The 26,745-nt window shown below is 64.8% G+C and carries 26 protein-coding genes; 8 read left to right on the top strand and 18 right to left on the bottom strand.

What is annotated here, in order from left to right:
• Positions 1-80 precede the first annotated feature (80 nt).
• Positions 81-362, top strand: a complete 282-nt coding sequence (locus NNX35_RS08385) for an Lrp/AsnC family transcriptional regulator (protein ID WP_227921514.1) — start codon at positions 81-83, stop codon at positions 360-362.
• Between the two features lie 28 nt (positions 363-390).
• Here the strand turns inward: NNX35_RS08385 and trpD are convergent, their stop codons facing one another.
• Positions 391-1,437 (bottom strand): anthranilate phosphoribosyltransferase, encoded by a 1,047-nt coding sequence (gene trpD / locus NNX35_RS08380; RefSeq protein WP_255766265.1) that lies wholly within the window; start codon positions 1,435-1,437, stop codon positions 391-393.
• A 160-nt stretch (positions 1,438-1,597) separates the two neighbouring features.
• On the opposite strand from trpD, the gene NNX35_RS08375 reads away from it, so the two are divergent.
• The 4 genes from NNX35_RS08375 (at position 1,598) to NNX35_RS08360 (ending at position 5,923) form a co-directional block, all read left to right on the top strand.
• Positions 1,598-2,236: a heme-copper oxidase subunit III gene (locus NNX35_RS08375; protein ID WP_255766266.1), complete on the top strand. Its 639-nt coding sequence runs from the start codon at positions 1,598-1,600 to the stop codon at positions 2,234-2,236.
• Between the two features lie 81 nt (positions 2,237-2,317).
• On the top strand, positions 2,318-3,118 hold the full coding sequence (locus NNX35_RS08370; protein ID WP_255766267.1) for a c-type cytochrome: 801 nt from the start codon (positions 2,318-2,320) through the stop codon (positions 3,116-3,118).
• An 85-nt stretch (positions 3,119-3,203) separates the two neighbouring features.
• A complete protein-coding gene (locus NNX35_RS08365) occupies positions 3,204-4,235 on the top strand; it encodes a ubiquinol-cytochrome c reductase iron-sulfur subunit (protein ID WP_255766268.1) in 1,032 nt (343 codons plus the stop codon).
• Between the two features lie 2 nt (positions 4,236-4,237).
• Positions 4,238-5,923 (top strand): ubiquinol-cytochrome c reductase cytochrome b subunit, encoded by a 1,686-nt coding sequence (locus tag NNX35_RS08360; protein WP_255766269.1) that lies wholly within the window; start codon positions 4,238-4,240, stop codon positions 5,921-5,923.
• Positions 5,924-6,022: 99 nt separating this feature from the next.
• Here the strand turns inward: NNX35_RS08360 and NNX35_RS08355 are convergent, their stop codons facing one another.
• From NNX35_RS08355 to NNX35_RS08325, 7 genes are all read right to left on the bottom strand, one after another.
• Positions 6,023-6,580 (bottom strand): hypothetical protein, encoded by a 558-nt coding sequence (locus NNX35_RS08355; RefSeq protein ID WP_255862976.1) that lies wholly within the window; start codon positions 6,578-6,580, stop codon positions 6,023-6,025.
• Between the two features lie 61 nt (positions 6,581-6,641).
• Entirely contained in the window at positions 6,642-7,424 is a 783-nt protein-coding gene (locus NNX35_RS08350) for a GntR family transcriptional regulator (RefSeq protein ID WP_255766592.1), read from the bottom strand.
• Between the two features lie 227 nt (positions 7,425-7,651).
• Positions 7,652-8,053 carry a cytochrome c oxidase subunit 4 gene (locus NNX35_RS08345; protein ID WP_255766271.1) on the bottom strand — a complete coding sequence of 134 codons (402 nt, stop codon included), beginning with the start codon at positions 8,051-8,053 and terminating at the stop codon, positions 7,652-7,654.
• Entirely contained in the window at positions 8,053-9,777 is a 1,725-nt protein-coding gene (gene ctaD / locus NNX35_RS08340) for a cytochrome c oxidase subunit I (RefSeq protein WP_229951841.1), read from the bottom strand. Before ctaD ends, NNX35_RS08345 begins: the two co-directional genes overlap by 1 nt.
• An 8-nt stretch (positions 9,778-9,785) precedes the next feature.
• Positions 9,786-10,643, bottom strand: a complete 858-nt coding sequence (gene coxB, locus NNX35_RS08335) for a cytochrome c oxidase subunit II (protein WP_255766272.1) — start codon at positions 10,641-10,643, stop codon at positions 9,786-9,788.
• A gap of 182 nt (positions 10,644-10,825) precedes the next feature.
• Entirely contained in the window at positions 10,826-11,206 is a 381-nt protein-coding gene (locus NNX35_RS08330; protein ID WP_227921490.1) for an iron-sulfur cluster assembly accessory protein, read from the bottom strand.
• A gap of 160 nt (positions 11,207-11,366) precedes the next feature.
• Positions 11,367-12,782: a dipeptidase gene (locus NNX35_RS08325; protein WP_255867480.1), complete on the bottom strand. Its 1,416-nt coding sequence runs from the start codon at positions 12,780-12,782 to the stop codon at positions 11,367-11,369.
• A gap of 38 nt (positions 12,783-12,820) precedes the next feature.
• Here NNX35_RS08325 and NNX35_RS08320 point away from each other — a divergent pair, with 38 nt between their 5' ends.
• Positions 12,821-13,414: a DUF3043 domain-containing protein gene (locus NNX35_RS08320; protein ID WP_255867479.1), complete on the top strand. Its 594-nt coding sequence runs from the start codon at positions 12,821-12,823 to the stop codon at positions 13,412-13,414.
• Positions 13,415-13,477: 63 nt separating this feature from the next.
• Here NNX35_RS08320 and NNX35_RS08315 read toward each other — a convergent pair whose 3' ends face one another.
• Positions 13,478-14,548, bottom strand: coding sequence for a quinone-dependent dihydroorotate dehydrogenase (locus tag NNX35_RS08315; RefSeq protein ID WP_255867478.1), 1,071 nt, complete (start codon positions 14,546-14,548; stop codon positions 13,478-13,480).
• A 78-nt stretch (positions 14,549-14,626) separates the two neighbouring features.
• Between NNX35_RS08315 and NNX35_RS08310 the strand changes: the two genes are divergently transcribed.
• Positions 14,627-15,625 carry an alpha/beta hydrolase gene (locus tag NNX35_RS08310; protein ID WP_255867477.1) on the top strand — a complete coding sequence of 333 codons (999 nt, stop codon included), beginning with the start codon at positions 14,627-14,629 and terminating at the stop codon, positions 15,623-15,625.
• Here the strand turns inward: NNX35_RS08310 and NNX35_RS08305 are convergent.
• The 8 genes from NNX35_RS08305 to NNX35_RS08270 all read right to left on the bottom strand — a co-directional run bounded on the left by NNX35_RS08305 (position 15,609) and on the right by NNX35_RS08270 (position 24,633).
• Positions 15,609-16,493, bottom strand: a complete 885-nt coding sequence (locus NNX35_RS08305) for an isoprenyl transferase (protein ID WP_370646999.1) — start codon at positions 16,491-16,493, stop codon at positions 15,609-15,611. The two genes, NNX35_RS08310 and NNX35_RS08305, sit on opposite strands and share 17 nt — an antisense overlap.
• Before the next feature lie 2 nt (positions 16,494-16,495).
• A complete protein-coding gene (recO, locus tag NNX35_RS08300; RefSeq protein ID WP_227921472.1) occupies positions 16,496-17,245 on the bottom strand; it encodes a DNA repair protein RecO in 750 nt (249 codons plus the stop codon).
• Positions 17,246-17,312: 67 nt separating this feature from the next.
• The gene (gene leuA, locus NNX35_RS08295) at positions 17,313-19,055 is read right to left on the bottom strand and encodes a 2-isopropylmalate synthase (RefSeq protein WP_255862971.1); all 1,743 of its coding nucleotides are present in this window, start codon (positions 19,053-19,055) and stop codon (positions 17,313-17,315) included.
• 176 nt (positions 19,056-19,231) lie between these two features.
• Entirely contained in the window at positions 19,232-20,746 is a 1,515-nt protein-coding gene (locus NNX35_RS08290) for an LCP family protein (protein ID WP_255867476.1), read from the bottom strand.
• A gap of 90 nt (positions 20,747-20,836) precedes the next feature.
• Complete coding sequence (gene era / locus NNX35_RS08285) at positions 20,837-21,766, bottom strand: GTPase Era (RefSeq protein WP_255766279.1); 930 nt, start codon at positions 21,764-21,766, stop codon at positions 20,837-20,839.
• Positions 21,759-23,063 carry a hemolysin family protein gene (locus NNX35_RS08280; RefSeq protein WP_370647029.1) on the bottom strand — a complete coding sequence of 435 codons (1,305 nt, stop codon included), beginning with the start codon at positions 23,061-23,063 and terminating at the stop codon, positions 21,759-21,761. Before NNX35_RS08280 ends, era begins: the two co-directional genes overlap by 8 nt.
• 20 nt (positions 23,064-23,083) lie before the next feature.
• Positions 23,084-23,560, bottom strand: coding sequence for an rRNA maturation RNase YbeY (ybeY, locus tag NNX35_RS08275; protein ID WP_255766281.1), 477 nt, complete (start codon positions 23,558-23,560; stop codon positions 23,084-23,086).
• The gene (locus NNX35_RS08270) at positions 23,557-24,633 is read right to left on the bottom strand and encodes a PhoH family protein (RefSeq protein WP_255862969.1); all 1,077 of its coding nucleotides are present in this window, start codon (positions 24,631-24,633) and stop codon (positions 23,557-23,559) included. The genes ybeY and NNX35_RS08270 overlap by 4 nt, the downstream gene beginning before the upstream one ends.
• A 358-nt stretch (positions 24,634-24,991) precedes the next feature.
• Here NNX35_RS08270 and NNX35_RS08265 point away from each other — a divergent pair, with 358 nt between their 5' ends.
• Complete coding sequence (locus NNX35_RS08265) at positions 24,992-25,963, top strand: GerMN domain-containing protein (RefSeq protein WP_255766283.1); 972 nt, start codon at positions 24,992-24,994, stop codon at positions 25,961-25,963.
• 13 nt (positions 25,964-25,976) lie between these two features.
• Here NNX35_RS08265 and NNX35_RS08260 read toward each other — a convergent pair whose 3' ends face one another.
• Positions 25,977-26,744 (bottom strand): 16S rRNA (uracil(1498)-N(3))-methyltransferase, encoded by a 768-nt coding sequence (locus tag NNX35_RS08260; protein ID WP_255766284.1) that lies wholly within the window; start codon positions 26,742-26,744, stop codon positions 25,977-25,979.
• Position 26,745: the final 1 nt, after the last annotated feature.

Raw genomic sequence — 26,745 nt, 5'->3', positions numbered from 1 at the left:
CCGCATTAAAACCCCACCGCATTTAGACGCCACCGCATTTAGAAGCCACCGCGCTAAAAGACCCGCAGGGAAGGCCCTCCATGATCACCGCTTTCGTACTCATCCAGACCGACTCCGCCAGGATCCCGGAATGCGCCGAGGAAATCTCCGAGATCGACGGCATCAGCGAGGTCTACTCAGTGACCGGCGAATGCGACCTGATTGCCATCGCACGGGTGCAGCGCCACGAGGACCTCGCCGATGCGATTGCCAACCGCCTGTCCAAGGTCGACGGCGTGATCGGAACCACCACGCAGATCGCGTTCCGTGCCTACTCGCAGCATGACCTGGACGCGGCGTTCTCGCTGGGCTTCGACAGCTAGCAAACCCCGGCGGCCTGACCGCCGGAGCTTACTGCGTAACGGCCACCCAGCGGTCCAGCGCTGCCTGGGCCGCGCCGCTGTCAATCGACTCGCAGGCACGGACCAGGCCGCGGGACAGCCGGTCGATCAGCGGGCCGTCCGCCTCGCTGTCCAGGGCCACCAGTGCCGCTGCCGCGTTCAGTACGACGGCGTCCCGCACCGGTCCCTTGTCCCCCGCCAGTACGCTGCGCACCACTGCCGCATTCGCGGCGGCGTCACCGCCCCGCAGATCCTCCAGCGTGGCCCGGCTGATCCCGAGATCCAAGGGATCCACTACGGACTCCTCTACGGCCCCGTTACGGACTTCCCAGACGGTAGAGACGCCGGTGGTGGTCATCTCGTCGAGCCCGTCGTCGCCGCGGAACACCAGGGCGCGCACACCGCGCCTTGCGAGCACGCCGGCCATCAGCGGTGCCAGCCGGGCGTCTGCGACACCAATGGCCGAGGCGCTGGGGTTGGACGGATTCGTCAGCGGCCCCATGAAGTTGAAGGCCGTGGCCACCCCCATCTCGCGGCGGGGCACGGCGGCGAAGCGCATGGACGGGTGGAAGACCTGGGCAAAGCAAAACGTGATGCCGGCTTCAACAGCAGCCTGCGCCACCCGCTCCACGGACAGATCCAGCCGGACCCCCAACGCTTCAATGACATCCGCGGATCCGGAGGCCGACGACGCAGCACGGTTTCCGTGCTTGACCACCTTCGCGCCCGCACCGGCGCACACGAGTGCAGCCATGGAGGAGATGTTCACGGTGTTGTGGCGGTCCCCGCCGGTGCCCACGATGTCGAGGGTCTCCCCCGGGATGTTAATGGGCCGGGCGCTGGCAACCATGGCCTCGACCAGCCCGGTGAGCTCATCGACGGTTTCGCCCTTGGCCCGCAGCGCCACGAGGAACCCCGCAATCTGCGAGTCCGTGGCGTTGCCCGCCATGATGGTGGCCATCGCCCATCGGGTCTGCTCGGTGGAGAGGTTTTCGCCTCCAATGAGGGCATTAATCAGGCTCGGCCAGGTGTCACCGGAACTCGGAATCGTAGTCACACACCCTAGGTTATCTACGTTTCGTAGAAAAAGCTGATTTCTTTCTGCGAGGCCTATTTCCGCGCCAATACAGGGATCCGGGGCGCCGTGGCCGACTTTGGACGCGCCGTCGGCCCTGATCTGTTGGAGAACTGGGCAGTTTTACCGCCATAATGTCTATGTGACAACAGCGACCCATGCCCCCAGTACCCCGGCTCACCCCACGCTGAACCGCCCCAATATGGTTTCCGTAGGAACCGTGGTGTGGCTCTCCAGCGAACTAATGTTCTTTGCTGCCCTCTTCGCCATGTATTTCACTCTCCGCTCGGTCTCGAGCGAACTGTGGGCCATGGAGACCGAGAAGCTGAACGTTCCGTTCGCTTTCGTGAACACGGTGATCCTTGTTTCCAGCTCCTTCACCTGCCAGTTCGGCGTCTTCGCCGCAGAACGACTCCAGGCACGCCGCACCGGAGGGCTCCTGAAGTTCTCCCGTTGGGGCATGACTGAGTGGTTCCTGCTGACCTTCGTACTCGGAGCCATCTTCGTCTCCGTACAGGCCTACGAATACGCCATGCTCGTCTCTGAAGGCGTCTCCCTCTCGTCGAACTCCTACGGTTCCGCGTTCTACCTCACCACCGGTTTCCACGGCCTGCACGTGACCGGCGGCCTGATCGCGTTCCTCTTCATCATCGGCCGTGCCTACGCCGCCAAGCGCTTCGGACACTTCGAAGCAACTTCGGCGATCGTAACCTCGTACTACTGGCACTTCGTTGATGTGGTCTGGATTGCCCTGTTCGTCATCATTTACTTCCTCAAGTAACACTGCTTGAGGATCGCACCCCACGAAATACTTCAAAGTGGCACAAGTTTCCCAAAGACCACATAAGTTAGGAACTACGAAGTGAAGGCACTATCGCAAAGGCGGCGTCATCCCCTCGCAGCAGTCGCGCTGCTGCTGCTGGGACTCCTCGTTACGGGTGGTCTCTATGCCGTAGCCAACGGAGCCAACCAGGCCCAGGCGGCTACCACCACGTACACTGCCGAAGACGTCAGCGAGGGCGAGAAGCTCTTCGTCGCCAACTGTGCAACGTGCCACGGCATTGAAGCCACGGGCACCGAAAACGGTCCTTCGCTGGTAGGCGTCGGCGCAGCATCGGTCGACTTCCAGGTCGGCACCGGCCGCATGCCGATGGCCATGCAGGGCCCGCAGGCCCAGCAGAAGCCGGTCCAGTTTGACGAAGACCAGACCGCTGACCTGGCTGCCTACGTTTCCAGCCTCGGTGCCGGACCTTCGGTTCCGGACTCGGAATACCTTGAGCCGGACACCACCGACGAAGAGGCAGCCGCCAACGGCGGTGAGCTCTTCCGCGTGAACTGCGCCATGTGCCACAACGCAGCAGCTGCCGGCGGTGCACTGACCCGGGGCAAGTTCGCTCCGAGCCTGGACGGGGTCAGCGAAAAGCACATCTACGAGGCCATGGTCACCGGCCCGCAGAACATGCCTGTCTTCAGCGACACCAACATCACTCCCGAGGACAAGCAGGACATCATCACGTTCCTCAAGGACATCGAATCCAGCGGCTCCCCCGGTGGAGCCCAGCTGGGCTCGCTCGGTCCGGTCTCCGAGGGTCTGTTCATCTGGACCGCTGGTCTGGGAATCATCATCGCTTTCACCATCTGGTTGACCTCCCGGTCTTCCTAACCACAGCCGCGCTCACCTCCACGGGTGACATCACAGTTACATATAGGTCTATAAATGCAGTTTTCAGAGAAGGATGAGGGGGATCATGGGCGACCATAGTCACGGCAGTCCGAACACCTCGGGCACCGTCGCTACGGCTGGCCAGGGAGATGAGGAGAAGTTCCAGAATCCGGGACTTCCCCCACACCGCCCTCGTCTAGCCGACACAAATCCCCGCGCCGAAAAGCGGGCAGAGCGGCAGGTGGCGAGCCTGTTCATCGTGTCGATCATCGGCACCATCGTATTTTTCATCGGGTACTTCAGCATCCACCTGGATGATGCCAGCATCGCTGAACTGCGGCTGCAGAACATCCTCCTGGGACTCGGCACCGCGTTCGCGATGCTTGGAATCGGCGTCGGCATTGTCCACTGGGCAAAGACGCTTATGCCGGACCACGAGATCACCGAAGACCGTCACGAGATCCGTCCTGAAGAGGACCGCGTGGTCGCGGAGAAGATGGTTGGGGACATCATCGAGGAAACGGGCATCAAGCGCCGTCCCCTGATCCGCAACACTCTCCTCGGCGCCATGGTCCTGGCACCGCTGCCGGCCATCGCCGTCTTCCGGGACCTCGGCCCGCTTCCGGGCAACACCCTTCGCCACACCATGTGGAAAGAGGGAACCCGCCTGGTGCGCGACCCCAGCGGCACGCCCATCAAGGCTTCGGATGTCACCCTGGGCTCTGCGTTCCACGTCATCCCGGACGGTCTGAACGATCTGCCCGAGCACAAGCTTGAGGAAAAGGCCAAGGCAGTTGTCCTGCTGATGCGCCTGAACCCCGAGGACCTGAATCCCTCCCCCGGACGCGAAGACTGGGCAGTGGACGGCATTGTCGCCTACTCCAAGATCTGCACGCACGTTGGATGCCCCGTTGCCCTTTACGAGCAGCAGACGCACCACCTGCTGTGCCCGTGCCACCAGTCGACCTTCGATGTCACGCAGGAATGCAAAGTCATCTTCGGACCGGCCGGGCACGCACTGCCGCAGCTGCCGATCGAGGTCGACAGCGAGGGCTACCTGGTCGCCCAGCGTGACTTCGAAGAACCTGTCGGACCGAGCTACTGGGAGCGTGGCTGATCATGAGTGTTCCCTCTGCCACGCCTTACGAGGCCAAGACCCGTCTGGGACGGGTCACCAACTTCGTTGACTCCCGCGTCAACGGTTCCGGCATAGTCAAGGGGCTCGGCCGCAAGGTCTTCCCCGACCACTGGTCGTTCATGTTCGGCGAAGTTGCGCTGTACTGCTTCGTCATCCTGCTGCTGACCGGAACGTTCCTGACGTTCTTCTTCGATCCGTCCATGGCGGAAACGCATTACGAAGGCAGCTACGTACCGCTGCGCGGCGTCGAAATGTCGGTGGCCTACGAGTCCTCCCTGAACATCTCCTTCGATGTCCGCGGCGGCCTCTTCATGCGCCAGGTACACCACTGGTCGGCCCTGCTCTTCGTAGCAGCCGTCTCGGTGCACATGCTCCGCGTGTTCTTCACCGGAGCCTTCCGCAAGCCCCGCGAACTCAACTGGGTGGTGGGCGGCGTCCTGCTGATCCTGTCCCTGGCTGCGGGCTTCACCGGCTACTCCCTCCCCGATGACCTGCTCTCCGGCAACGGCCTGCGCATCATCGACGGCGTCATCAAGTCGGTCCCGGTGGTAGGCACCTACATCAGCTTCTTCCTCTTCGGAGGTGAGTTCCCCGGAACCGCGATTATCGGCCGCCTCTACATGCTGCACATCCTCCTGGTTCCGGCGCTGATCCTGCTGATGATTGCCATCCACCTGTTCATGGTGGTTATCCACAAGCACACGCAGTTCCGCGGCCCCGGCCGGACCAACAACAACGTTGTCGGCTACCCGGTCGGCCCGGTCTACGCAGCGAAGGCCGGCGGCTTCTTCTTCATCGTCTTCGGCGTGATTGCGATCATCGCGGGCTTCTTCACCATCAACCCGATCTGGAACTACGGTCCCTACGATCCCTCCCCCGTGTCCGCCGGTACCCAGCCCGACTGGTACATCGGTTGGGTCGACGGCGCCCTGCGCCTGATGCCCGGATTCATCGGGGCGTTCCCGCTGGAATGGGTCATCCCGTTCCCTTGGGGCGATAACACCCTGTCGCTGAACGTGCTGCTCCCGGCCCTGGGCCCGGCAGGCCTCGTCTTCACCCTGCTCTTCGCATGGCCGTGGATCGAAGCCTGGCTGACCAAGGACAAGCGGGTCCACAACCTGCTGGACCGCCCGCGCAACGCGCCGTACCGCACCGCCGTCGGCGTTGCAGGCATCACGTTCTACTGCGTCATGTGGGCTGCTGCCAGCTCCGACCTCATCGCCACGCACTTCCACGTGTCGCTGAACGATGTGACGTACTGGCTTCGCGTCCTGTTCTTCGTCGGTCCGATCCTGGGCTTCATCATTGCCCGCCGCATCGCCCTGGCGCTGCAGCGCAAGGACCGCGAGATTGTCCTTCACGGTGTTGAGAGCGGACGTATCGTCCGTCTCCCGCACGGTGAGTACATCGAGGTGCATGAGCCGCTCGACGAGTACAAGCGCTACCGCCTGGTGGACTTTGACTCCTACAAGGCACTCCCGGCCCAGCCGGACGCCAACGGCAAGGTCTCCCGGAAGGAGAAGCGGCGCGCGAAACTGTCCCGCTTCTTCTTCGAGGACCGCGTTGCTCCGGTGACGCCGTCCGAGCTGGAGAACGCGCATCACCACGAATCGCCGTCCGAGGTTGCAGCCAAGGCTGACGACCAGGCATCGATCGAACAGCACTAACCGCAAGGCAGTGCAGAAGAGGGCCCGACCGGATCATCCGGTCGGGCCCTCTTCTTTTGTTTGTCCCTCGGCAATGCGCCGGCGGGCGGATAACGCGGGTTAGGCCAGTGTGAAGGGCCGCTTGGCCGGAAGCGGGTACCGCTGCTTCAGTGCGGAGAGGTCCGCTACGGGCGCCGATCCGATGGTGAGCTTGGTGAAGTCGAGCAGCGGATCCCGCAGCACTACCTTCAGGCCTGCAACTGCCTTGTTCACGTCCGGGACCAGGCAATAGATATTCAGCTTCCGCGGTGCGAATTCCGTGTGGTCCACCTCCCCCAGTCCCCGCCACAGGAAGTACGAGGAAATGGCCTGGGTGGCCTTGTGCTCGAGGTAGCGGTCCCGCTCGGTGCCTTCGGCGGTCTTGAGCGCGTACTGGACGATGACCCAGTGCTGGTCCGCCGGATCAATCTCCGCGTACCCCTCTTCCTCCGAGGTGACGGCAAAGGCGTGCAGCAGGCCCTCCGCGGCTTCCGGTGCCACCTCCTGGACCTTCGCCGAGCCTTCGTAGCCTACGGGTCCGGAGGAAAGCATCAACTGCCCTTCGTCCTCGTCATAGAGCGCCTCACGGAAATGGAGCACCCCCGCCTCGTCGCGCTTGTACATCCGAATAGTGACCATCGTGGTGTTCCTCTTCCTGCTGTGGGGTCTTGGCGGGGGCTGCGAGCCCCCTGGGCGGCGCTCAGGCGTGCGGGCGCCGGCGTGGGTGGTAAGAGCGTGGGGTGCGGACTCCGGGCCGCTGCAACGGCACCCAGAGCTTGTAACGGTCCGCCCGGTAGTAGGACACCGAATAGTCGACCATCGCCCGCGAGACATAGGCGTGGCGCTGGATCTTCAGTACCGGTGCTCCGAGCTCAACGTTGAGCAGGCGGGCGATGGAGGCCGAGGCGGCCGTTGCCTCAATGGTGTCCTCGCCCCACTCCATCACCAGGCCGTACCGTTCGCTCAGCACGTTGTAGAGCGACGTCGGCGGCTCTTCCTCGAGAATCCCCGGCACGTAGTGTGCGGGGATAAAGTTCTCATCGACGCTCATCGGTTCGCCGTCCGCCAGCAGCTGCCGCCGGAACCGCACGACGGGCTGGCCCGGTTCGATCTGGAGTTCACGCGCCACCAGCTGCGAGGCGCCGATCTGCTCGAAACTCAGGACGTGTGCGTCAGGAACCATGCCGCGGCGGTGCATTTCCTCGGAGTACGAGGTCAGCTGAACCTGCAGGTCCATCTTCGTCCGTGCCACGAAGGTCCCCAGCCCGACGACGCGCTCAAGCACGCCGTCCGCCACCAGGGCATCCACGGCCTGGCGGATGGTCATGCGGGCTACGGAGAAGTGTTCGGAGAGCTCACGCTCCGACGGGATGATTTCCCCTGCCCCGGCATGGGTTTCCACGAAGCGGCGGAGGATGCCTTGGAGCTGTAAGTGCTTGGCGACGCCCGTGCCGGGATCGATGCCCTCGGTAATCAGGCGCAGCCGGTGATTGCTCACCCGCGGTATCCCGAGCGAATGAACGGACCCGTAACGTGCATGTTTCTATTCCGCCCCTCCGGCTGGGAAATACTGCTGCCGTCTAAGGATACCGGCATCCCGCACCGCCCCTCCCCTGCCGCGCTCCTTGTCCTGCCGCGGCTGGCCAAGGCAAAAAGGAAGGACCCGCAGTCTCCTGCGGGTCCTTCCTTTTTTATGCTGTTATGCGGTCCCTAGTGGGCGTGGTTTCCGCGGCTGTATTCGAATACCCAGCCAACCAGTGCGACAACGGCCAGGCCGGCGCCGATGTAAAGGATCCACCAGCCTACCGCCATGCCCAGGAAGCCGATAGCGGCAGAGGCACCCAGCAGCAGCGGCCACCAGCTCCACGGGCTGAAGAAGCCCTGCTCGCCGGATCCTTCGTGGATCTCGGCGTCCAGGCGGTCCTCGGGCCGGGGGCCGACGCGCTTGCCGGTGAAGCCGATGTAGTAGGCGATCATGCCGGACATGCCGCCGGTGAGGAAGAGCGCCAGGTAACCGACGGGCTCCATCCAATCCACCATGTAGCCGTAGACAACACCGACGACGATGAAGAACGGCGTCATGTAAGCGAAGAGCTTAGTCTCAACCTTCATTAGACTTTTTCCTTCCGGTCGCCGGGGCCGAATACCTTGGCAGCGGCGGAATCGTCAGTGACGTGCTGCTGCAGCTCGGGGTGGTGCAGGTCCAGTGCCGGACGCTCGGAACGGATCCGGGGCAGCGAGGTGAAGTTGTGGCGCGGCGGCGGGCAGGAAGTTGCCCACTCGAGCGAGCCACCGAAGCCCCAGGGGTCATCCACTTCAACCTTCTTGCCGTGGCGCCAGGTGATGTACACGTTCCAGAAGAACGGGATCATCGAGGCACCCAGGACGAAGGAGGCGATGGTGGAGAACTGGTTCATCGCGGTGAAGTTGTCTTCCACCAGGTAATCGGCGTAGCGGCGCGGCATGCCCAGGACACCCAGCCAGTGCTGGATGAGGAAGGTGCCGTGGAAGCCGATGAACAGGAGCCAGAAGTGGATCTTGCCCAGGCGTTCGTTGAGCATCTTGCCGGTCCACTTGGGCCACCAGAAGTAGAAGCCCGCGAACATTGCAAACACCACGGTGCCGAAGATGACGTAGTGGAAGTGCGCCACCACGAAGTACGTATCCGAGACGTGGAAGTCCAGCGGCGGGGAGGACAGGATGATGCCGGTCAGGCCGCCGAAGAGGAACGTAATGAGGAAGCCGATGCTCCAGAGCATGGGGGTCTCGAAGGTAATGGACCCCCGCCACATCGTGCCGATCCAGTTGAAGAACTTCACGCCCGTAGGCACCGCGATCAACATCGTCATGAAGGCGAAGAACGGCAGCATGACTGCGCCGGTCACGTACATGTGGTGCGCCCAGACCGTCACCGACAGTGCGGCGATGGCGATCGTTGCGTAGACCAGGCCCTTGTAGCCGAAGATCGGCTTGCGGCTGAAGACCGGGAAGATCTCGGACACGATGCCGAAGAACGGCAGCGCGATGATGTACACCTCGGGGTGGCCGAAGAACCAGAACAGGTGCTGCCACAGGATGGCGCCGCCGCGTTCCGGATCGAAGATGTGAGCTCCAAAGCGACGGTCGGCGCCGAGGGCGAACAGTGCAGCGGCCAGGGGCGGGAACGCCATCAGGACCAGGATGGCCGTCACGAGGGTGTTCCAGGTGAAGATCGGCATCCGCCACATGGTCATGCCCGGGGCACGCATGCAGATGATGGTGGTGATGAAGTTGACGGCACCGAGGATGGTGCCGAAGCCGGACAGTGCCAGGCCGAAGACCCAGAGGTCTCCGCCCACGCCCGGAGAGAACGTGGTGCTGGAGAGCGGGGTGTACGCAAACCAGCCGAAGGACGCAGCGCCCTGCGGCGTAATGAAGCCGGCAACGGCAATGGTGCTGCCGAAGAGGAAGAACCAGAACGCCAGGGCGTTCAGCCGCGGGAACGCGACATCCGGTGCGCCGATCTGCAGGGGCATGATGACGTTCGCGAAGCCGGAGAACAGCGGGGTGGCGAACATCAGGAGCATCACGGTGCCGTGCATCGTGAACAGCTGGTTGTACTGGTCCTTGGTCTGCAGGATCTGCATACCGGGCTCAAACAGCTCCGCGCGGATGACCAGGGCCATCACGCCGGCGAGGCAGAAGAAGATAAACGAGGCGATCAGGTACATGTACCCGATGGTCTTGTGGTCAGTGGACGTGATCCAGCTGACAACGATTCGTCCCTTGGAGACGGGTACTACGCGAGGCGCAACCCTGGTGCCGGAATCTTCCGAAGTGTATTCGAGAGTAGTCATGACGTCACCTACTTCCTAACTTCGCTAGATTCTGAGTTGTACTGGCGGTCGTAGTCCCCGTCGACCTGCCCGCTGGGCAGGGTCTCTACGTAGTCGTTGTAGGCCTCTTCGGTGACAACCTCGACGTTGAAGAGCATTTCGGAGTGGTACTCACCGCAAAGCTCGGCGCACTTACCGTCGAAGGTGCCGGTCTTGCCGGTTTCGAGGGTGATCACGTTGGTGCGGCCGGGGTAGACGTCCATCTTCTGCAGGAATGCAGGCACCCAGAAGGAGTGCTGGACGTCGCGGGTGTTCAGCTGCAGCTCGATGGTCTTGTCGACGGGGAGCACCAGCGTGGGGAACTCATCCTGGTCGACTTCCTGGCCGTCAAGGTTGACCTGAACGCCCTGGTAGTACTTGTCTTCGTTGACATAGTTGAAGTCCCAGGACCACTGCTTGGCGCGCACATCAATAATGACCCGGTCCGGGTCATCGCTGGTTGCATTGATCGCCTTGATGTCCTGGTTGGTGAAGTAGAACAACACCAGAACCATGAACAGCGGCACGGCCGTGTAGAAAATCTCCAGCGGCAGGTTGTAGCTGAGCTGGCGCGGGTACCCGGTCTCGTTCTTGCGACGGCGGTAGGCAACCATGCACCACAGGATCAAAGCCCAGGTGAGGATACCAACAGCCAAGGCAGCGATCCACGAGTTGACCCAAAGGTCAATGATCCGGCCGGTGTGGTTAGTGGTGTCGCGGTCCGTCGGCAACCAGCCCGTTTGAGCCTCCGATGAACACCCCGATAAAAACAACGCGCCGGCCGACGTTACGGCTGAGATCTTTAAGATCCTGGCGCGTCGGCTGCTGGTTCGGTCCTGCGAACTCACAGACGGCCCTTCCTCTTGTTGCGTGCAAGTGCTGTCCGCACGGGGACAAAAAAGTTCCCGGTTACGGACATTAGTTTTACTACTACGTGTAGAGCTTACCCGTACGCGCGGCGATCCAGTGACAGATCACCGCCGCGCCGGGCGTTTAATGCTCCTGTTACGGGCCGCCGCAGCCTTGGCTCCTAGTGGAAGGAATCTCCACAGGCGCATGAGCCGCCGGCATTGGGGTTGTCGATGGTGAACCCCTGCTTCGAGATGGTGTCCTCGAAGTCGATCGACGCGCCGGACAGGTAGGGAACGCTCATCTTGTCCACGATGACCTCGACGCCGTCGAAGTCACGGACGGCGTCTCCGTCGAGGACGCGTTCGTCGAAGTAGAGCTGGTAGATGAGTCCCGAGCAGCCTCCGGGCTGGACTGCCACACGGAGACGGAGGTCGGTGCGGCCTTCCTGCTCCAGCAGGCTGCGGACCTTCTGTGCGGCTACATCCGACAGCAGTACTTCGTGTACGGGCAGCTCGGCCTCTGCTGCGGCGGTCTTGTTTTCGCTGGTGGAAACGCTCATAGTTTCTCTCTTTCCTCAGCTGGTCTTTCCGCGTGCACGCCTTGAATCGCCTGCCGCGGGCCGGACCAGTGTCTCAATGGTACGTCTGCTGACCCCCAACGATCTAACAGGTGCCGGGCCTAAAAGAATTCCCGCCCGGCACCTGCTTTTGTCCTGTTTCCTAGCCGGCTACGGCACCAAGGCGGGCAAGGAGCAGCGCTTCGGCCAGGATCGCGTTCCGGAAGTCGCCCAGGTCCAGCGACTCGTTGGCGCTGTGGGCGCGTGAATCCGGATCTTCGACGCCGGTGATCAGGATCTGCGCCTCCGGGAACAGTTCCACGAGGTCCGAAATGAACGGGATGGATCCGCCCATGCCCGATTCCACCGGCTGCACCCCCCACGCCCGCTCCAGGGCCCACAGCGCGGTGCGTGCGGCGCTGGCGCTGGTGTCGGTAGCGAAGGCGTTGCCCTGCTCCCCCGGCGTGAAGGTGACCTTGGCACCGAAGGGAGCGTGGGCCTGGACGTGCGCCTCGACGGCTGCCATGGCTTCCTCCGGGCTCTGCCCGGGGGCCAGGCGCAGGCTGAACTTCGCGCGGGCCTTCGGCTGGATGGTGTTGGAGGACATCGCCACGGTCGGCACATCTATGCCGATGATCGACAGGGCGGGCTTGGTCCACAGCCGGGAGGCAATGGAGCCCGTTCCGGCGAGCCGGACGCCGTCGAGCAGCGAAGAATCGGCACGGAAGTCCGCCTCGGGGTAGTCCACCGCGGCGTCGTCGCCGGACACGAGTCCGGCGATGGCGACGTCGCCGGCGTCGTTATGGAAGGTCGCAATCAACCGGGCCAGCAGGGTGGGCGCGTCCAGCACCGGACCGCCGAACATCCCCGAGTGCACGGCGTGGTCCAGCACCTGGACCTCGACCGTGCCGTCCACCAGCCCGCGCAGGCTCGTGGTGAGCGCCGGTACGCCTACCTTCCAGTTACCCGAATCGGCCACCACAATGACGTCGGCGCGCAGCAGGTCCTGGTAGGTCTCCAGGAAGGTGCGGAAGGTCGGGGACCCGGCTTCTTCCTCACCTTCGATGAACAGGGTGACGCCGACGCCGGACTCCTCCCCCAGGACGTCTTCCAAGGCACGCAGCGCACCGATGTGCGCCACGATGCCGGCCTTGTCATCAGCGGCGCCGCGGCCGTAGAGCCGTCCGTTGCGCTCTTCGGCGGTGAACGGGTCGGATTCCCAGAGGTCCGGGTCCCCGGGCGGCTGGACATCGTGGTGGGCGTACAGCAGGACGGTGGGCGCGCCGGCCCGGGCGGGACGGCGGGCGACGACGGCGGGGCCGCCGGGCGTGCCGTCGTTGTCAACGCGCAGCACCTGGACGTCTTCGATGCCGGCTTCGCGGACCAACTCGGCGACGGCGGCGGCACTGCGGTTGAGGTGCTCGGGATCAAAGGAGTCCCACGCGATGCCCGGAATGCTCACCAGGGACTTGAGCTGCTCGACGGTCCGCGGGAAATCCGCGGCCACGCTGGCACGGAGGGCGTCTTCGTGGACGTCCGCGGAGGAGGGATTTGCGTCTGGAGTGGGGTTGGAAGTCATAGCCAAAACCCTACAATCTTTCACGGTATCCTTGGGATGTGTTCGGACGAAAGAAAGAAGCGCCCACCGCGCAGGAAACTGTGGACCAGGCAGCTGCCGCTGACCAGGCAGCCAACGTACGGGTGGGCAAGGGAGCCCCGACGCCCCGCCGCAAGGACCAGGTAGCCGCCCGCCGGCGGCCGCTGGTGCCTGATGACCGGAAGGCGGCCAAGGCTGCCAACCGCGAGGCACTCCGGGAGGAGCGGATGAAGACCCGCCGCGCGCTGGACACCGGCGAGGAGCGTTACCTTCCCCTTCGGGACAAGGGCCCCAACCGCCGGTTTGTCCGCGACATTGTTGATGCCCGCTGGAACCTCGGCGAATTCATCATGATCGCTGCGCTGGTGTTCGTCCTGTTCAGCTTCATCCGGAGCGTCGATGTCCAGCTGATTGTGATGGCTGCGTTCTGGGTACTCATCCTTTTGGTCATTGCGGACAGCTTTATGCTGCGCCGGCAGATCCGGAAGCGCTTGACGGCCAAGTTCGGCGGACCCAATCCCGGTGATGTCTGGTATGGGGTTTCCCGGTCCCTGCAGCTGCGGCGTTTCCGCCTGCCCAAGCCGCAGGTCACCCGCGGCCAGTACCCTTCCTAGGTCTTCCAGGACAACTTCCGTACGAAAATGAAAGGGCCGCCCTCGGGCGGCCCTTTCATTGCTTTAACGCCGGGACTTGGCCAGGCCCCGGTTGATCCGTGCCGCCCAGAAAGGACCCTCATACAGGAACGCGGTGTACCCCTGCACCAGGACCGCACCGGCGTCGAGTCGCTCCTGCACATCGGCAGCCGTTTCCACTCCACCGACGGAAATGATGGCCGGGCCGTCCTCCCCCAATGCGGTGCGGAGCCGCCGCAGGACCTCGAGGGACCGTTTCTTCAGCGGTGCACCGCTGAGCCCGCCGACGCCGCAGGCAATGACGCGCTCCGGGTCCGTCACCAGGTTTTCCCGGGTGACGGTGGTGTTGGTGGCGATCACGCCGTCCAGCTTCAGGGCCAGGGCGAGCTCGGCGACGTCGTCAATGTCCGCGTCGCTCAGGTCCGGGGCGATCTTGACCAGCAGCGGGACGTGCCGGCCGGCGGCCTGGTCCGCGGCGCTGCCCACCTGGGCCAGCAGCGGGCGCAGCGTGGAAATGTCCTGCAGCAGCCGCAGCCCGGGCGTGTTGGGTGAGCTGACGTTTACGGCGAGGTAGTCCGCGTGCGGGGCGAGGGCCCGGGCACTGGCGAGGTAGTCCTCAACGGCGTCCGTGAGCTCGACGGTCTTGGTCTTGCCGATATTGATGCCGATGACGGGGCGCGGCGTCCCGAAGGCTTTTGCCAGTCCCTTCCGGGCTTTGTCCAGGCGGGGGGCCACCGCGGCGGCGCCGTCGTTGTTGAAACCCATCCGGTTGATCACCGCCCGGTCCTCGACCAGGCGGAACAGCCGCGGCTTCGGATTGCCCGGCTGGGCGGAAGCGGTCACGGTACCCACCTCCACGTGTCCGAAGCCCAGGTTGCAGAGGGCAACAATGCCCGAGCCTTCCTTATCGAATCCCGCCGCCAGCCCGAACGGGGAGGGAAACGTCAGGCCCAGCGCCTCGGTCCGCAGTACCGGGGCAGGGCGCATCAGGCGGCGCAGTACCGGACCGGCCGGGGTGCGGGCGGCCGCGCGGATCAGGACAAAACCGATCCGGTGGGCCAGTTCGGGATCCATGCCGGAGAAAACGAGCCGGAAGAAGGTGGGATAGATGCGCATACGTCAAAGATTCCAGAACCGGCACCGCGTTCCAAACCCCAACCGCAAACCGGCGGCCTGTCGGCTAATGTCAGTTGCATGCGCCGTGAACACCCCGCCTGGAAACCTGACGTTCTCGGCGACGGGTTCCGCAGCCTGACCCTCGAGCTGGGGGAAGACGATGAGGGCCCGGTGGTTGCCACCCTGGTCTCGCACTGCCCGGCGGTTCCGCCCGTCCCGGTCGAGGGCAAAGTGGATGCCGTCCTGTACCTGCACGGATGGAGTGACTATTTCTTCCAGGTGGATCTGGCGCGGTTCTGGGCCGCCCAGGGTGTGGCCTTCTATGCCCTTGACCTGCGCAAGTACGGCCGAAGCCTGCGCCCGGGCCAGTCGGAGGGCTATGTGGGCGACCTGGCGGAGTACGACGCCGATATCGAGGCAGCGCTCGAGGCAATGGAAGCGGACCTCCAGGCCCGCTGCGGTGCCGGCATGCGCACCACGCTGATGGCGCACTCAACCGGCGGGCTGGTCGCCGCGCTCTGGGCGGACCGTTTCCCCGGGCGCCTGCAGGCACTGATCCTGAACAGTCCCTGGCTGGAGCTCAGCGGCAGTTCCATGCTGCGCTTCGCCACCAACGGCCTGCTGGAACCGGTCGCCCGCCGCCGGCCCCGGACACGGCTGAAAATCCCGGAGTTCGGTTTCTACTTCCGGAGCATCAGTTCGGCTATGGACGGAGAGTGGGACGTGGATCCGCTCTGGCGGCCGCCGTTCAGCTTCCCGGTCCGTGCCGGCTGGCTCAGGGCTGTGCTCGCGGGCCACGCGCAGGTTGCCCGGGGCCTGGACATCCGGGTGCCGGTGCTGCTGCTGGCCTCCGCGGCCTCCACCATCGCCCCTGCGTGGAATCCGCTGATGCTGCGGACCGACAGCGTGCTGGACGTGAACCTGATGGTTCAGCGCGGTGTCCTGCTTGGTCCGGAAATCACCGTGTACCGGTTCGACGGCGCCCTGCACGACACCCTGCTGTCCGCGCTGCCGGTCCGCACCCGGGTCTACGAGGGAATCCTGCGGTGGTCCAGGGCCTTTATGCTCCCACGCTAGCTCCGGCCTTGTCGGCGGCAGGAGCAGAAGCCTGGCCGTCCGCTTCGCCGGCGTCCGTGCCCCCGGCCGCCTTGTCGACCGCACCGCCGTACCTGCGGTCCCGGCGGGCGTAGATCTCCACGGCTTCCCACAGGGTCCGCCGGTCCACGTCCGGCCAGAGCGTATCCATAAAGACCATCTCGGCGTACGCGGACTGCCAGAGCATGAAGTTGGAGAACCGCTGCTCTCCCGAGGTGCGCAGGAACAGGTCGACGTCGGGCAGGTCGGGTTCGTCGAGGTACTTCTGGATGGTCTTCTCGGAAATGGATCCCGGCCGCAGCTTGCCTTTCTGGACGTCGGCGGCAATGGCGGCAACGGCGTCGGCGATCTCGGCCCGGCCCCCGTAGTTCACGCACATGTTCAAGGTGCACACGGTGTTGCTGCGGGTTTCCTCTTCGGCGATCTCCAGTTCCCGCACTACGCTTTGCCACAGCCGCGGGCGGCGCCCCGACCAGCGGATCCGTACTCCCCACTCGCTGAGCTGGTCCCGCTGCCGGCGCAGCACATCACGGCTGAAGCCCATCAGGAAGCGGACCTCCTCCGGGGACCGCTTCCAGTTCTCGGTGGAGAACGCATACACGGAAACGTGGCGGATGCCCATCTCGATGGCCCCTGCCATCACGTCCAGCAGCGCGGCCTCGCCGGCGCGGTGCCCCTCGGTCCGGGGCAGGCCGCGCTGGTTCGCCCAGCGGCCGTTGCCGTCCATCACGATCGCCACATGGGCGGGCACCAGTTCGGCCGGAACCTGCGGCGGAACCGCACCGGAGGGGTGGGGCGCAGGCCGGCTCGCGGGTCCTGCCGGTTTGGCGGCGGAAGATTTTGAACGCAAGGTCAGACACGCTCCACATGTTGAAGGGACCGCAGCACCCGTTCCAGGTGCCACTGAAGATATCCGGCCACCAGGCCGGCGGATTCATGGCGCGGCTGCGGGCCGGAGGCGTCGGCAGTGGGCCAGTCGCCGGTGAGCAGCGCCCCCAGCAGCACCATTGTTTCCGGGGACGGCGACGCCGAGCCCGGCGGGCGGCAGGCGGGACAAACAGCGCCGCCCAGCGGTGCGGAGAAGGCGGTGTGCGGGCCGGCGGCTCCGCAGCGGGCACAGTCGGTAAAACTCGGTGCCCACCCGGCGGTGGACAGGGCGCGCAGCAGATAGGAATCCAGGATCAGTTCCGGGGCGTGGGAGCCGCGGCTGAGGGCCGCAAAGGCGCCGATCACCAGCTGGTAGTGGGCCTTCGCGGATTCGCCGTCAATGTCGGTCAGCCGCTCCGCGGTTTCGGCAATGGCGGCCGCCGCCGTGTAGCGGGCGTAATCGGCTGCGATGCCGTGCCCGTAGGCGCCCTTGGTTTGGGCCTGGGTCACAATGTCCAGGTTCCGGCCGTGCGAGAGCAGCAGCTCGGCGACCATGAAGGGTTCCAGCCGGGCACCGAACTTGCTGGAGGTCCGCCGAACGCCTTTGGCCACGGCACGCACCTGCCCGTGCTCGCGGGTGAGGAGGACGAGGATGCGGTCCGCTTCGCCCAGCTTGTGGGTGCGCAGGACAACCGCGTCATCCCGATAGGTGCGGGATGCAAAGGATTTGGCCACGGAACCTATTTTCCCATGCCCGGGCACGCCCGGCGGACCGCTGCCGCCCGGCGTGCCTCCGGGCGATCTAGGACTGGTCCCGGATGGCCCGGTTCACGGCCGAGATGACTGCCTTCAACGCGGACATGGTCGTGTTGGGATCGATCCCGACACCCCACAGCACCCGCTCCCCCACGGCCAGCTCAACGTACGCCGCAGCGTGCGCGTTGCCGCTGGCGGACAAGGCGTGTTCGGTGTAGTCGAGCAGCCGGACGTCGATTCCGTCCTGGCCCAGGATTTCCAGCAGCGCCGCGATGGGACCGGTTCCGCTGGCCATCCGCCGCTTCACTATTCCGTCCGTGCTCAGGGCGGCGGTGAGGTTGAAGCGGCCGTCGGCAGCCGTGTCCGCGTTCACCGAAGTGAGCTCGTAGTGTCCCCAGGCGGCGCCGTCGGACTCCGGTGTGTTCGGCAGGTACTCGTCCTGGAACACCTTCCAGAGCTCGGCTCCGGTGATCTCGCCGCCGGCGGTGTCCGTGCGGCGCTGGATCACACCGGAGAATTCGATCTGCGCGCGGCGCGGCAGGTCCAGGTTGTGCTCGTTCTTGAGCAGGTAGGCCACGCCGCCCTTGCCGGACTGGGAATTCACCCGGATCACGGCTTCGTAGCTGCGGCCGATATCCTTCGGATCGATCGGCAGGTAGGGCACGCCCCACTGCAGCTCGTCCACCGTCCTGCCGGCGGCGGCGGCTTCCTTCTCCATGGCTTCGAAGCCCTTCTTAATAGCGTCCTGGTGGGAGCCGGAGAAGGCGGTGAAGACCAGGTCTCCGCCGTACGGAGACCGTTCGGGCACGGGGAGCTGGTTGCAGTATTCGACGGTGCGGCGGATCTCGTCCATGTCGGAGAAGTCGATCTGGGGGTCAATGCCGTGGCTGAACAGGTTCATGCCCAGCGTCACCAGGTCCACGTTGCCGGTGCGTTCGCCGTTGCCGAAGAGGCAGCCTTCGATCCGGTCCGCGCCGGCGAGGTAGCCCAGTTCCGCCGCTGCGACACCGGTGCCCCGGTCATTGTGCGGGTGCAGCGACAGGATCACCGATTCACGGTTGGCAATGTTCCGGTGCATCCACTCGATGGAGTCTGCGTAGACATTCGGCGTGGTCATTTCCACCGTCGCCGGCAGGTTCAGGATCATCTGCCGGTCGGGAGATGCCTCCAGCACTTCCCCGACGGCGTCGGAGATCCGCAGGGCGAAATCCAGCTCCGTGCCGGTGTAGGACTCGGGCGAGTACTCGTAGGTGACGTCGACGCCGCGCAGCTGCTCCTCGTACTTTTTGCACAGGCGCGCACCCGAGAGGGCAATATCGACAATGCCGTCGCGGTCCGTGTTGAACACAACGCGGCGCTGCAGCACCGAGGTCGAGTTGTAGAGGTGGACAATCGCCCGGTCTGCGCCCTCGAGGGATTCGTAGGTGCGCTCAATCAGGTGTTCCCGGGACTGGGTGAGCACCTGGATGGTGACGTCATCGGGGATCCGGTCCCCCTCGATGAGCTGGCGGACAAAGTCAAAGTCCAGCTGGGAGGCGGAGGGGAAACCGACTTCGATCTCCTTGAAGCCCATCTTCACCAGCAGGTCGAACATCTTGTGCTTGCGTTCGGGCGTCATGGGATCGATCAGCGCCTGGTTTCCGTCCCGCAGGTCCACGGCGCACCAGCGCGGTGCCTTGGTGAGGACCTTGTCCGGCCAGGTCCGGTCCGGCAGGTCCACGGCAATCTGTTCGTGGAAAGGGACGTACTTGGAGATCGGCATGCCCGAAGACTGCTGTGCGTTACGCATGGTGTTGTTTGGCCTTTTCTAGTCGATCATCAGAAAGAGTGGCCGGGCAACACAGACTCCGCAGCGAGGGGCGGCCTAAGCAGGTGCTTGTGTGGCCTCGCCGCGGCAGCTAAGGAGGAGGATCTCTGCGTGCACGTGACCAGACTAACATGCAGCCGATCCCGTTTGCCGAACGCCTAGTTCCCAAACGCCGTCTGGCACGTAACCTGGGCCGCGGTTTGCCCGTCCAGGTCACCCAGATCGCCCAGGTCCCCCATGGTGGAGCCGCTGGCGAAGTCCGCGCCGATCTCCACCGAAACTCCGGTGTAGGCGGTGCTGAGTACCACCTGCACGCCCGGGATATTCAGTGTCCGGGCCACTTCCAGGGCCATCTCTTCATATCCGTAGCCGTAGAAGATCTGGGTGGCCGGGCTCTCGGACTCGGCTGCGCCGCCGGCAAGTGCCTGGGTGAACCCCTTGGAAGTGAGGTACGCGAGGACCGCGGCGTCGCGGCCGGCGGTGCCCGAAGCGTTGACGAGCGTCACCGGCACCGCAGCGGGGTCCACGGCGGGCGCGGCAGGTTCCGTCGTCGCGGGTGTGCCCGCTTCAGCCGTATCAGTGGCCGCCGGGGACGGGGTTTCGCCCGCACTGATGCCCTGGTCGGAGACCAGTGCATCGAAGAGCGGCTGGGCCTTGGCTTCGTCGAGGACCAGCCGGTTGGTGTCGTATTCGTACGGCACTACGGGAGCCGTCACGAAGGCAACGTTCCCGAGGTCAACGTCTTTGAGGCGGGTTGCCAGGGAGACCAGGTCGGGGATGTTCGCAAGCTCTTCGTCCACGGTGAGGTTCTTCGTGACGGTTTCCGCAATCGAATAGAGCTTGGGCAGGTTGTTCAGCGTTCCCTCCTCCTTGACCTTCCGCACCATGGAGGCCAGGAAGCTTTGCTGGGCGCGGATGCGGCCTTCGTCGCCGCCGTTGCCGAACCCGTGCCGGGTCCGGAGGAAGGCGAGGGCCTGCTCGCCCTGGACGCTGCTCACTCCGGCCGGCAGGTTCAGGCCGGAGAGCGGGTCGTCAACGGGCTGGTTGACGCAGACTTCCACGCCGCCGAGGGTGTTCGACAGTTCCTTCACCGCATCGAAGTCGGCCATCATGAAGTGGTCGATCGACAGGCCGGTGACCTCGTTGATGGCAGCAACGGTGCAGCCGGGTCCGCCGTTCCCCAGGGCACCGTTCAGCTGGCCCAGGTCCATGGCGTCATACACCGCGCCGGACGCGGGATCCTCGCATTCCGGCAGCGGGACCAGGAGGTCCCGGGGGAAACTGACCACGGTGACGTTCGAGCGGTCCGCCGTGAGGTTCACCAGCATCATTACGTCGGAGTTGTTCGAGTCCTGCCCGTCCCGCTGGTCGGTACCGAGCACCAGGATCTGCATGGGATCGGTGTTGGCGTCCACCTGCTCCACCTGGGTGTCATTCGACCCCAGGTTCAGGGGCTGGGTATCGAAGTTGCCCCTCAGCCTCAGCAGCTGGACGGCACCGAAGACCACCCCGCCGACCAGGACCAGGGCCAGCGCCGCGGCGATGCCTTTCAGCAGCGGATGGCCTGCGGCGGCTCCGCTCGAGAGGTGCCTCCCGCCCGGTTCCGCTGAACCCTTACCTGCAGTCGGTTTTCCCAAGGGGCCGCCGCCCGTTGCGGCACGGCGAGATGACATAGCCGGTCCCCTTCATGAATCAATGTGCTCAAACGAATGCTTCAAAGTGTACGGCCAGCTCCTGTGGATACGGGAGCCGGCCGCTCCGGACTAGAAACCGAGCTTCACCAGCTGCTTGGGATCCCGCTGCCAGTCCTTGGCGATTTTAACGTGCAGGTCAAGGTACACCTTAGTGCCCAGCAACGCCTCGATGCCGCGTCGCGCAGTGGTTCCGACGTCGCGCAGCCGGGACCCGCCGCGGCCGATAATAATGGCCTTCTGCGAAGAACGCTCCACGTAGAGGTTGACCCGGACATCCAGCAGCTGGTTGTCTTCGCTGCGTCCCTCGCGCGGCACAATCTCGTCCACTACCACGGCAAGGGAGTGCGGCAGCTCGTCGCGGACGCCTTCAAGGGCTGCTTCGCGGACCAGTTCGGCCACCATCACGGCTTCGGGCTCGTCGGTCAGTTCGCCGTCCGGGTACAGGGGCGGGGACGCGGGCATGTGCCCCGCCAGGACCTTCGCCACGGTATCGACCTGGAAGCCGTCAGCTGCCGAAACGGGCACGACGTCGGCCCATCCTGCCTCGCCCAGCACTTCATTGCCCAGTGCGGTGACGGACATCAGCTGCTTGGCCAGCGCGGCGCGGTCCACCAGATCCGTCTTGGTAACCAGGGCAATCACGGGTGTCCGCTTCAGGGCCGCCAGCTGCGCAGCGATGTAGCGGTCGCCGGGGCCCACTGCCTCGTTGGCGGGCAGGCAGAAACCAACGGCGTCAACCTCGGCCAAAGTATCCGCCACCAGCTCGTTCAGCCGCTTGCCCAGCAGGGTCCGCGGCCGGTGCAGGCCCGGGGTGTCCACGAGGATCACCTGGGAGTCCTCGCGGTGGACGATGCCGCGGATGGTGTGCCGGGTGGTCTGCGGCTTGGCGGAAGTGATGGCCACCTTGGAACCGACCAGCGCATTGGTCAGGGTGGACTTTCCGGCGTTGGGCCGGCCCACCAGGGAAACGAATCCTGCGCGGAACTGCGGTTCAGTCATTACGGGGTACCAATTCTGTAGAGCGGGTGCGCGGAGCAGGGTTTCTGCCCTCATCGCTGATTTCTTCGTTTTCGGTGTTCCAGGCCAGCACATGCGAAACGCGGTTGCGCCGGCCCTCCAGCCGTTCGGCGTGCAGGGCGATGCCTTCGACCACTACCTCGCTGCCGACAATCGGGACGCGGCCCAGGGCCTTGGCCAGGAGGCCGCCCACCGTGTCCACTTCATCATCCTCCAGTTCGACGCCGAACAACTCACCAAGGTCGTCGATCCCGGTCTTGGAGCTGACCCGGTAGCGGCCGTTGCCGAGGCCTTCGATGTCGGGGCGCTCCGAGTCGTACTCGTCCACGATTTCCCCGACGATTTCTTCGATCAGGTCCTCCAGCGTAACCAATCCCGCCGTTCCGCCGTATTCGTCGATCACGATCGCCACGTGCGTTGATTCACGCTGCAGTTCCTGCAGCAGTTCGCTTACGGCCTTGGACTCGGGAACGTAGCGGACGCTTCGGGCGTAATCTTCGACCTTCTGCACCGAGGCGCGCTCCGGGTCACTGTGCATCTGCGCGGCGACGTCCTTCAGATAGAGGATGCCCACCAGGTGGTCGGCGCTGTCCTCGATCACCGGGACGCGGGAATAGCCCGAGCGCAGGAACAGGGACATGGCCTGGCGCAGGGTGCTGCCGGCTTCGATGCACACCATGTCCGTGCGCGGGACCATGACGGACCGGACTTTGGTGTCGCCGAGTTCGAAGACCGAGTGGATCAGTTCCGCCTCGGTATCCTCGATCATGTCCGCATCGGACGCGCGGTCCAGCAGCTCGCGGAATTCCTCTTCCGTGAAGAACGCGGCATCGGGCCCCTGGGTGCCGGGGGCGACGGCGGTGCCGAGGCGGACGAGCCATCCGGGGATCGGACCCAGGACGGTCCGCAGCACGCGGACCAGTCCGGCCGTGAGCACAACGACGGCGGTGACGTGCTTACGCCCGATCTGCCGCGGAGAGACGCCCACGAGGACAAAACCGACGGCAGCCATGGTCACCGTGGCAAGCAGTCCCGCCAGCCAGATATTGTCCAGCAGCAGCTGGAAGAGCGTCGCCACGGACACCGCCATGGCCATTTCGAACCACACGCGCCAGAACCGCAGCGCGTGCATGTGTGCTACCGGGTGCGCCAGGATGCGGCGCAGCGGGGCTCCTGCCTTGCCGTGGAGCAGCGCTTCGGCGTCCTGCCGGGGCAGGTAGCCGTAGGCCGACTCCGCGGCGGTGAGCAGGCCCGCCAGGACCATGAAAGCCATGGCCATGACGACGAGGACACCAATACTCAACTTCGGGTCTCCTTGGGTGCCTGTTTACCCAGGTAAGCGGAAAGGAGGCGGCGCTGGAGACCGAACATCTCCTTCTCCTCTTCCGGCTCGGCGTGGTCGTAGCCCAGCAGGTGAAGGACGCCGTGGGTGGTCAGGAGCAGCAGCTCCTCACCGGTGCTGTGGCCGGCGTCGGCGGCCTGCAGGGCCGCCACCTGCGGGCACAGCACAATGTCGCCAAGGACCCCGGCGGGGGTGATCCGGCCGGCGGTTCCGGGGCGCAGTTCATCCATCGGGAAGGACAGCACATCTGTGGGACCCGGCAGATCCATCCATTCGATGTGCAGCTTTTCTATGGCGTCCTCATCCACGAGGATGATGGACAGGTCTGCCTCCGGATGGACATACAGGCTGTCCAGGAGGTACCTGCCCAGCCGGGCGAGTTCCTCTTCATCGACAGCCGGTGCACTGGATTCGTTGTTCACTTCGATGCTCATGCGCGGGCCTCCCGGTTGCGTCCGGCGTTGGCATGGCCGCTGCCGTTGGACCGGCCGCCGTCGGCGCGGGCTGCGCCGGAGCGCCGGACCTCGTCCCATTCGCTGTAGGCCGTGACAATGTCACTGACCAGGCGGTGCCGGACAACGTCCACTGCCTGCAGTTCCGAGAATGCGACGTCGTCGATGCCGCCCAGGATGTCGTGGACAATCCGCAGGCCGGAGGCGGTGCCGCCGGGCAGGTCCACTTGGGTAACGTCGCCGGTGACGACCATCTTCGAGCCGAAGCCGAGACGGGTAAGGAACATCTTCATCTGCTCGGGCGTGGTGTTCTGGGCTTCATCGAGGATGATGAACGCGTCATTGAGCGTCCGGCCGCGCATGTAGGCCAGGGGCGCCACCTCGATGGTGCCGGCCGCCATCAGGCGGGGAATCGATTCGGGGTCCATCATGTCGTGCAGGGCGTCGTAGAGCGGCCGCAGGTACGGGTCGATCTTGTCGCTCAGCGTCCCCGGAAGGAAGCCGAGCCGCTCCCCCGCTTCCACTGCCGGACGGGTGAGGATGATCCGGTTGACCTCTTTTTGCTGCAGGGCCTGCACTGCCTTGGCCATCGCCAGGTACGTCTTGCCGGTGCCCGCAGGACCGATGCCGAAAACCACCGTGTTGCGGTCAATCGCATCCACGTAGTTCTTTTGGTTCAGGGTCTTGGGCCGAATGGTCTTTCCCCGGGTGGAGAGGATGTTCTGCGTCAGGACATCGGCCGGGCGGTGGGTGCTCTGGTCCTTGAGCATGCTGATCAGCTGTTCGAGAACCTGCGGCGTGACGCGGGTCTGGTGGCGGGCCAGTACACGGACTTCGTTGACCAGGCGTACGGTCTGTTCCACCTCTGCAGCGGGGCCGGACACGGACAGTTCGTTGCCGCGCACCATCAGGCTTACCTCGGGATTTGCCGTCTCAATGATCCTGAGCGCCTCATCATTGGCACCCAGTGACTGGACCATGTGTTCCGTCGAGTCAAAGACTATTGTCTGGTTGTCCAGCCGAATGGTGCCGATTTCCGTTGAAGATTCGGTCATATAGACGGCCCTTTCAGGCCTTTCATCGCCCCTTATAGAGTCTGGTTTTAAAGTTCTTCGAACTTTTTACGGTGGTGACGGCCGGTCCGGCCATCCGTCCCGGGAAAGTAAACGCCCTGGTACAGACGATTATTTCCGCGGGTCCCGGACGACGCGCCGCGCACCGCACGCTACCTAAATCTTACTTGATGTGCTCCCCGGCGAACCGACCGGCATCGGGTTTTTGTCTCGGCCCCGCAACGGTGATGTCTCAATCGTGTTTCAGTCCGGGCGCTGGCCCGTCCACGGCACGGGAAGGCCCCAAAGCATGTGCAAAGGTTGAAGACGTACGTTTTCGAGTTACCCCAGAGGAGGATAGATGGACGCCGGATCCAACGACGCAACGTCCTGTCTCCGAGGGCTTCGCCAGCGGTATTTCCTGGCCGGTTCCCTGTTGGCCGCGGCTGCGCTGGGGCTGGGTGGATGCGGCGTCTTAGCCGAGAATCCCACCATCACGATGCCGTCATCCTTCGACGGCTCAGGGGCCTCCGCTGCTGCTCCGATGACGGTCTCCCCGCCGGCGGAGGCCAGTTCCGCCGGAACGCTCATGCCGGTGTACTGGCTGGGACGGAACGACTCGACGGTCAGTCTTTACCGTGAGTTCCTCTCCTCGGACAACACCGGTGATCCCATCGGCGAGGCAGTCCAGGCCATGACGGCGGCCCAACCGCTGGACCAGGACTACTTCACTCCCTGGCACGCGGCGGACAGCGTCACCGCATCCATTTCCAGCAAGAACGTCATTACCGTGGACATCTCCTCGGACGCGTTCAAGGGCTCCCTCGACTCGGGCATGGCCCACCGTGCAGTGCAGCAGCTGGTCTACACCGCCACGGCAGCAGCAGCCAACGCGGGGTTGACCACCGTAGGGCAGGAAAGCAGTGTGGCGATCCTGGTGGACGGCAAGGAGGGGTACCGCGCGTTCGGCCATGTGACCCTGGAGGAGCCGCTGCACAGGGATCCCGCGCTGGTGGCACCGATCTGGGTGATTGATCCGCAGGAATCCCAGATCCGGGGCACCGAGGTCGAGGTCAGCGGGACTGCGGTGGCGCAGACGGTTGAACTGCTCTGGCGGGCCGAACCCATAGTGGACGGCAGGCCGTCGGCCGGGGCTGCGGCTTCCGGCAGCGTGCAACTGGACAAGGCGCCCGGCAAGACGGGCGAATTCAGCTTCACAGCTTCCCTCGCCCCGGGCGAATACAGCCTCCGGGTCTTCTACAGCGGGCAGGAAACCGCCGGGGATTCCAAGCGCATTACGGTCTCTGCTTCCCGGGAGGATCCGGAGGGCTAGCCCGGCGGGCTTCCTACCAGCGGCCGAGCAGCGAATTCAGCACAGCCAGCGCTGCCGGACCTGCAGTGGAGGAACGCAGCACATGCGGTCCGAGCCGGACGGCGACCGCTCCGGCCCCGCGCAGCGCTTCCAGCTCGGCGGGGCTGATGCCGCCTTCCGGACCCACGACTACCGCAATGGAGGCGGAGGCCTCGTCCGGACCGCGCCTGCCAAGGTCACGCACCGCATCCGCCAGCGGCACGTCGGCCTCCTCATGGAGGACAAGGACGAGGTCAAGTTCCGCCAGCCTGGCCGGCAGGGCACGGCTGTCCAGCGCGGGCTCCACCGCAGGGATGCGGGAACGGCGGGACTGCTTGGCAGCGGCAAAGGTCAGGGCCTGCCATTTGGCCTGTCCCTTAACCGCCTTCTCGGCGCGCCACCGGACAATGCTGCGGTCGGATTGCCACGGGATCACCGTGTCCACACCCAGCTCGGTCGCAGCTTCCACTGCCTGCTCGTCCCGGTCCCCCTTGGCCAGCGCCTGGACCAGGAAGAACCGTTCGGGCTCGACCGGTTCGTCGATGACACCTGACACCCGCAGTTCCAGAAGCGACGCACCGGTTTCCGTTACCGTGCCGGTGAGCCGGCGGCCGGCGCCGTCGACCACGTCCACGCTTTCACCGGCTCCGAGGCGCTTCACAGATACAGCGTGCCGAGCTTCCGGGCCTTCGAGACGGAAGATGTCTCCGGGCCCGGCCGCCGCCACCTGCGCCGGGTCACCGAAGAAAATCGGGTTGGTCATC

This window comes from Arthrobacter sp. zg-Y844 (assembly GCF_024385465.1).
Classification (GTDB): Bacteria; Actinomycetota; Actinomycetes; order Actinomycetales; family Micrococcaceae; genus Arthrobacter_B.
Note: the sequence above shows the minus strand (reverse complement) of the source record. Positions and strands in the feature narration are given on the sequence as shown.